Consider the following 3,769-nt stretch of genomic DNA (forward strand, 5'->3'; position numbering starts at 1 on the left):
GCCACCCTGGTCAGGGTTGCCGGATCACGGTGGCGGGTCGAGGAGACCTTCCAAACCGAGAAAGGGCTGGCCGGCCTGGACGAGCACCAGCTCCGTCGCTACCCCTCCTGGGCCCGTTGGGTCACCCTCGCCATGCTCGCCCACGCCTTCCTCGCCGTCGTCCGCGCCGACGAACACACCCGCCCAGCCCCCGACGACCTCATTCCGCTGACCTGCAACGAGATACAGCACCTGTTCATCGCGCTCGTCGTCCAGCCGCTGTCCAACGCGGCTCACCGCCTGCGCTGGTCCGAGTGGAGACGACGTCATCAAGCTCGATCACGCACCAGTCACTACCGGCGACAAGCCGCAACTCAGGCATGAAGATCACGATCTACAGCTGGAGTACTAGGTGGGCGCGTGAGAGCCGATCCCGAGCCAAAGGGCGGCGCGGCCGCACCGTAGGCGCATAGGCCGCTGTGCGGAGTCTGGGACCGCCGTCCACTTCCCCTATACGCAGGGCCGCCCCCTCCGGTGACCTCGACCAGAGGGGGCGCAGCGCGGGGAAGCGTCAGATAGCGAGAGCCTGCTTCACCTGGGCGAGGCTCGGGTTCGTCATGACGACCTCGGGGCCACCGTTGGTGGGAACTACCCGAACGGTCGGAACCGTCTGGTTTCCGCCGTTCGCCTTCTCGACGAAGGCCGCGGACTGCGGGTCCTCCTCGATGTTGACCTCGACGTAGCTGATGCCCTCCCGGTCGAGCTGGCTCTTCAGCCGACGGCAGTAGCCGCACCAGGTCGTGCTGTACATCGTCAGAGATCCCTGCATCTTCTTCTCCCGCTCCTCCGGCTCGTGGGGGTTTCCCGGTAGTCGAACGTACGCGACCCCGGGCGACATTCCCGATGGGGGTATGGACGGCCGTACGGGCGGGGGAGTCGCCTGGGGGAGAAGGGAGAAGGGAGAGGGGAGAGGGAGGAGCAGGAGGAGGGGGGCGATTAGTACGACCGGTCTCGCCTCCCTGTGGACAACCGTCCCGGTGATCTCGCGGGACCTGGCAGCATGGCGGGGTGACAGCAGCAACGCACTCCACTCTCTTCCCGCAGGTCCCCGAGTCGGCGGACGCGGTGCTCGACGGGCTCGACCCCGAGCAGCGCGAGGTCGCGACCGCCCTGACCGGCCCGGTGTGCGTCCTGGCGGGCGCCGGCACGGGCAAGACCCGCGCGATCACCCATCGCATCGCGTACGGCGTCCGCGCCGGGATACTCCAGCCCGCGAGTGTGCTGGCCGTCACGTTCACCAACCGCGCCGCGGGGGAGATGCGCGGCCGGCTGCGACAGCTCGGCGCGGGCGGCGTGCAGGCCCGCACCTTCCATTCGGCCGCCCTGCGCCAGCTCCAGTACTTCTGGCCGAAAGCCGTCGGCGGTGAGCTGCCCCGGTTGCTCGAGCGCAAGATCCAGTTGGTCGCCGAGGCCGCGGCTCGCTGCCGTATCCGCCTCGACCGCAACGAGCTCAGGGACGTGACCAGCGAGATCGAGTGGGCCAAGGTCACCCAGACGGTCCCCGCCGACTATCCCGCCGCCGTCGCCAAGTCCCACCGGGACGCTCCCCGCGACCCGGTGGAGATTGGCCAGATCTATGCGCTGTACGAACAGCTGAAGCGCGACCGCTCGGTGATCGACTTCGAGGACGTCCTGCTGCTCGCCGTCGGTATCCTCCAGGACCGCCACGACATCGCCGAGCAGATCCGCCGCCAGTACCAGCACTTCGTCGTGGACGAGTACCAGGACGTGTCGCCGCTCCAACAGCGCCTGCTGGAGCTGTGGCTCGGTGACCGGGACAGCCTCTGCGTCGTCGGCGACGCCAGCCAGACGATCTACTCCTTCACCGGAGCCACCCCGGACCATCTGCTGAACTTCCGCACCCGCCACCCCAACGCGACGGTGGTGAAGCTCGTCCGTGACTACCGCTCCACCCCCCAGGTCGTCCATCTCGCCAACGGTCTGCTGAGCCAGGCCAGTGGCCGTGCCGCCGAGCACCGCCTCGAGCTGATCTCGCAACGCGACCCCGGGCCCGAGCCCGCCTATGCGGAGTACGCCGACGAGCCTTCCGAGGCCGAGGGCACCGCCCGGCGCATCCGCGACCTGATCGCCGCGGGCGTCCCGGCCGGGGAGATCGCCGTGCTCTACCGGGTCAACGCCCAGTCCGAGGTCTACGAGCAGGCCCTCGCCGACGCCGGCGTGCCGTACCAGCTGCGCGGCGCCGAGCGGTTCTTCGAGCGCGCCGAGGTACGGGAGGCCGGGGTCGCCCTGCGCGGCGCCGCCCGGGCCGGGGGGAACGACGCACTGCTGGACGACGCGGAGGACCTGCCCTCCCAGGTCCGCGCGGTGCTCTCCACCAAGGGCTGGACCACCGAGCCCCCGGCCGGCTCCGGTGCGGTCCGGGACCGCTGGGAGTCCCTCGCCTCGCTGGTCCGCCTCGCCGAGGACTTCGCCCGCGTCAAGCCGGCGGCGAGCCTCGCCGATCTCGTCGCCGAGCTCGACGAGCGGGCCGCCGCCCAGCACGCCCCGACCGTCCAGGGCGTCACCCTCGCCTCGCTCCACTCCGCGAAGGGCCTGGAGTGGGACGCCGTGTTCCTGGTCGGCCTCACCGAGGGCATGATGCCGATCACTTACGCCAAGACCGATGAACAGGTGGAGGAAGAGCGCCGGCTGCTCTATGTCGGAGTCACCCGCGCCCGGCTCCATCTGTCGCTCTCCTGGGCCCTGTCCCGCTCGCCCGGCGGCCGCGCCTCCCGCCGGCCCACCCGGTTCCTGAACGGGCTGCGGCCGGGCTCCGTGGCGCCGGGCGCCCGCACCGCGGGCGTCGGCGGGGGCATCGAGCGCGGCAGCGGCCCCGGCAGCCGGCGCAAGCGACGCGGACCGGTCCTGTGCCGGGTCTGCGGCAAAACGCTCACCGACGCCGGTGAGATGAAACTGATGCGCTGTGAGGACTGCCCCTCCGACATGGACGAGGCGCTGTACGAGCGGCTCCGCGAGTGGCGCTCCGAGCAGGCCAGGGAGCTGGGCCAGCCGGCGTACTGCGTCTTCACCGACAAGACCCTCATGGCGATCGCCGAGGCCGTGCCCGGCAGTGAGGGAGAGCTGTCCGGGATCTCCGGCGTCGGCGGTCGCAAGCTCGAGCGCTTCGGAGCCGATGTCCTGGCCATCTGTGCAGGTGAGGAGGTTGGCGGGGGTGCCGAGGACGACTGATGCAAACTCGTCGAAAAAATAGTTTGCGCCCGCCCCAGTCATCCCCATAGGTTCTTAACCACGAGAACAGCGGCTTCTCTGAAGCCCTGCTTTCGTGCTGTACTTATCCGAATACGCGCGATCGGCCCCGGCCGGTCCCAGAGACGCCGAGAGGAGGCGATTCCAGTGATCAGCATCAACACCAGCTTCATCCGCACCGCCAAAATGACCGATCGCTCGGTCGTCTCCGCCTGCTCGCTCGGCCTCTCCGGTTCGGCGTTCATTGGCACCGGTCTGTCCGGCTTCGCGGCCGCGCTTCCGGTGTCCCTCCCTGCGGGTCTGCCCGTCCGGGAGCGCAATGAGCGACCGACCAAGGCACTGGGAGCAGTAGCAGCAGGCGAGGCCAAGGCCTATGCCTTTGCGGCGGCCAGTGCCGAAACGAAGCAGCAGACGACGCAGCACCACACGATGTGGGCCTTCCGTGGGCTCGAACCCTGGAGTGATCCAGCCTGATCCAGAGTCAGGCCGGCGCCTTCAGGGCCGCGGAACCCCACCCGGGATC

At 69.6% G+C, this 3,769-nt stretch carries 3 protein-coding genes and 1 pseudogene; 3 read left to right on the forward strand and 1 reads right to left on the reverse strand.

Annotated features, from left to right (window positions below):
* A pseudogene (locus ACWGI8_RS41265) lies at nt 1-363 on the forward strand (IS701 family transposase); the annotation flags it as partial.
* A 187-nt stretch (nt 364-550) separates the two neighbouring features.
* Here the strand turns inward: ACWGI8_RS41265 and ACWGI8_RS41270 are convergent.
* A complete protein-coding gene (locus ACWGI8_RS41270; protein ID WP_385420790.1) occupies nt 551-808 on the reverse strand; it encodes a mycoredoxin in 258 nt (85 codons plus the stop codon).
* A gap of 239 nt (nt 809-1,047) precedes the next feature.
* Between ACWGI8_RS41270 and ACWGI8_RS41275 the strand changes: the two genes are divergently transcribed.
* The gene (locus ACWGI8_RS41275; RefSeq protein ID WP_453668590.1) at nt 1,048-3,228 is read left to right on the forward strand and encodes an ATP-dependent DNA helicase UvrD2; all 2,181 of its coding nucleotides are present in this window, start codon (nt 1,048-1,050) and stop codon (nt 3,226-3,228) included.
* A gap of 165 nt (nt 3,229-3,393) precedes the next feature.
* Nucleotides 3,394-3,720: a hypothetical protein gene (locus ACWGI8_RS41280; RefSeq protein ID WP_453668591.1), complete on the forward strand. Its 327-nt coding sequence runs from the start codon at nt 3,394-3,396 to the stop codon at nt 3,718-3,720.
* The last annotated feature ends 49 nt before the right edge of the window (nt 3,721-3,769 follow it).

The organism is Streptomyces sp. NPDC054841, assembly GCF_053611045.1.